This window comes from Loigolactobacillus backii, from assembly GCF_003946275.1.
GTDB lineage: Bacteria > Bacillota > Bacilli > Lactobacillales > Lactobacillaceae > Loigolactobacillus > Loigolactobacillus backii.
The window spans coordinates 1-2987 of record NZ_RHNQ01000117.1 but is presented as its reverse complement, the minus strand read 5'-3'; the positions used below and the strand labels follow the sequence as shown (position 1 = coordinate 2987).

2 protein-coding genes are annotated in these 2987 nt (G+C 40.7%); both read right to left on the bottom strand.

What is annotated here, in order from left to right:
* Nucleotides 1-692 precede the first annotated feature (692 nt).
* A complete protein-coding gene (gene yedF, locus EKM61_RS11690; RefSeq protein ID WP_068223113.1) occupies nucleotides 693-1286 on the bottom strand; it encodes a sulfurtransferase-like selenium metabolism protein YedF in 594 nt (197 codons plus the stop codon).
* A 201-nt stretch (nucleotides 1287-1487) separates the two neighbouring features.
* Entirely contained in the window at nucleotides 1488-2678 is a 1191-nt protein-coding gene (locus EKM61_RS11685; RefSeq protein WP_068223112.1) for a cobalamin-independent methionine synthase II family protein, read from the bottom strand.
* Nucleotides 2679-2987 lie beyond the last annotated feature (309 nt).

Below are 2987 nucleotides of genomic sequence, written 5' to 3'. Positions count from 1 at the left end.
GGAAATTAGTAATATAATGTGCCATAACCGTTTGGCATCAATGGTTACGGTCCATTTTGATACTTTCAACCTTTAGTCTTCTAACAAAAAGTAAGCTGTACCCAACGTACAACTAACCAAGTTGCTTTTTAAAAATGTAAAAGATTTGACTACAATTACCGTTGTTGCCAATTTAAAAAAAGTTCCACTAATCTCTGATGAGTTAACTACATTTTAACCACATTAATTCTGTAATAGTTAGTTGCTTATCAGTAAATTAGATTTTTTCATTTTTACGATTGCTAATTACTGGCACCTATCGTATAATTGGATTTGCAATAGTTATCCACCCCCAACAGGCAGATAATTATTTCTCTACCTAAAAAGTAGTAACAGCCCAGTTACTCCTAGTGAAACCCCTCGTCTATGATGAGGGGTTTTTGCTTGGAGTGGGACAAAAGTCGTTTTTGGGTTTATTGCGTAACGTAGACTAATCAAATAACCGTACTATAGTTATTCGATTAGTCGTAGTTAGGCATGTGAACCCAGACTTTTGGCGCACATTCTAGGGTAACGTTCAGAAATAATGAGCGGTTATGACCTTTTGTTCCAGCCTCTTTGCTTGGAAAAAATTATGCCAATAAAAGAAACCTTACGCCATACCCGCAAAGTTACAAGTATGACGTAAGGCTTATTCAGAGCCATTTATCCGTTTATTCTAACGTAATTACCTGGCTGGCCTTGCCTAATTTCTGGAAAATTTCGTACATATTAGTGGTTCCACCAACTTTCAGTTCGGCCTCAACATCATGGTAATTCAGGCAAGTTCCACAAGATAGGATTTCGACACCTTCATCAGCGAGGTTTTTAATATCCTCCAGAGCGTCATTTTCCTTTGTCGTTAAAAAGATGCCGTCATTATAGAAAATAATCGAGCTTGGTAGTGGCGCAGTCTGATCAATTGTAAAAATGAGCCCATTCATCAAAATCGTACCCAGTTCTTCTGGTCCCGTACCCATGACCTTTTTACCAATCATGATGACGGTGCCACCACCATTTTGATTAGGTGCCTGTTCAATTGGTTGATCCTTTTCCACTGTATCCTTCACTTCGATATTCACCTCATATTCGTCTTCCTTAAGCTTCTTTTCTGAGTAAGTTCCTTCCAATTTATCCGCCAATTTTTTGAGATCTTCAAGCGCCTCTTCGTTCACCGTAACGCTAACCACTGGATCCTCTTCTAACGCCAATTTGGTCATAATAATTGGTTTAGGACAGGGAACGCCACGAGCATCTAATTTTTGCATGATTGATTTCTCCTTTATTTATGTATGTTTTGGAAATTGGTTTGATTGCGGTACTTTTTCTGTAAATGTGTTGAAATGGTATTGTTGCGGGCTTATCAGGAGCACATATAAGCCAGAATCCTACTAGTCTTCCCCTGGCTAGTTTGGCCTAAACGTGTTTGGAAAGGCAGATTCTGAGGATTGGCCCAGACACTCTTCCAACTACTCCTGATACTTCTTCCGCAATAACTTCGCCGCCCGCACAATGGCGCGCATTTTTCGTTCGGCGACTTCTGCGTTACTGATAACACTGTTGGAGAACGTTCCGAAGCCACAATCTGGATTGAGCCAGATTTTTTCTTTCGGTAAGTATTGCAGCGCCTTTTCAACTCGAGCCATGATGTCATAAGGATTTTCAATTTCACTACTGCGGGGATTGGTGGACCCAATGCCTAACGCGAACGCTTTATTCAGTCCGTTGTCGTACAATTCTGAAATGTCGCCAGCTCGTTTGACAGAAAACTCAAGGAACAAAAGATCCGGTGAAATTTCGTTAAACGTGTCGACTAGTGGCGCGTATGAGCCAGATAGCATCGCATTTTCATCAGTCCCCCAGTTACCGCGGCAAGTATGTAGAGCAGCAATCGATTTACTACGGTCAATTTGAGCAAATAAGCGCTTGATTAGATCAGTCGCAAAGGCCAACTCATCTGCCTTATCCCGTTTTTTGGAAAGTGATGAACACATGAATGAGCGCTCAGAATTAGACGCCGCACTAAACACAATTTCAGTTAAAACAGGTTCGTCAATTTGAATGATATCCACACCAATTGCCTGCAGGTGCTGAACCTCTTTTGTTAGTAGCTTAAGAATATCTTCGGCCATTTCTTCTTGATTTTTATAGGCCGGCATACTGGCGTTAGGCACCCAAATCGAACGCGCCAGTAAATACGGACCTGGTAACTCAATTTTGACGGGCTGCTTCGTTTGTTGTTTCAAAAATTGCAGGTCTGCCACCGTCAATCCTTGCGCATAACCAAGCTTGCCCACGCACACAGCGTTGTTAATGGCACTCAACTTAACGCCGGCCCGATTAATCAACTCGTCCGCAAAACTACAGTCCGAGCCTAAAACATCAGAAAAACGTAACATATCCATTAACTCAATGCCGTCAAACCGCTGCGCCACGTATGATGCGTAGTTATCCCGGTTCAACTCACCATCACTAATGACATCTAACCCAAGTTGCTCCTCCATTTTGATAACCGATATTTCCTGTTGCCGAGCGACAGCATCAAGACTTGCCTGAGAAAAATCAGGTTTGCCAATCGCCTTAATCGCCGCCAACACCTCTGGATTCCGTGGCCAACTACCGACCATTGAAACCGGAAACAGTGGAAATTTCGTCGTCATCTAATCACCCCATTCTATGTATTCATGTTTCAGTTACCAAGACCAGTCTTTTGTAACCGATTTCATAATAGCATTAAGCTAATTAATTCACAATTAACATTAAAACAATCTAATGTTACTATTATTAATTAATTGTTTAGGCGTTTTGAAGAATTAATTATTTGAAATGTCGTTAATCCCCTGTATATTCATTGACTAACGGAATTTCTGCAAAAAATAACCTAACTAATTTGGCTCTATACTTTTTCCTGTTGATAGTTTACAAATGGTAAACTATTAACAGGATTTTTGTGCAGAAAAAGAGCTCAC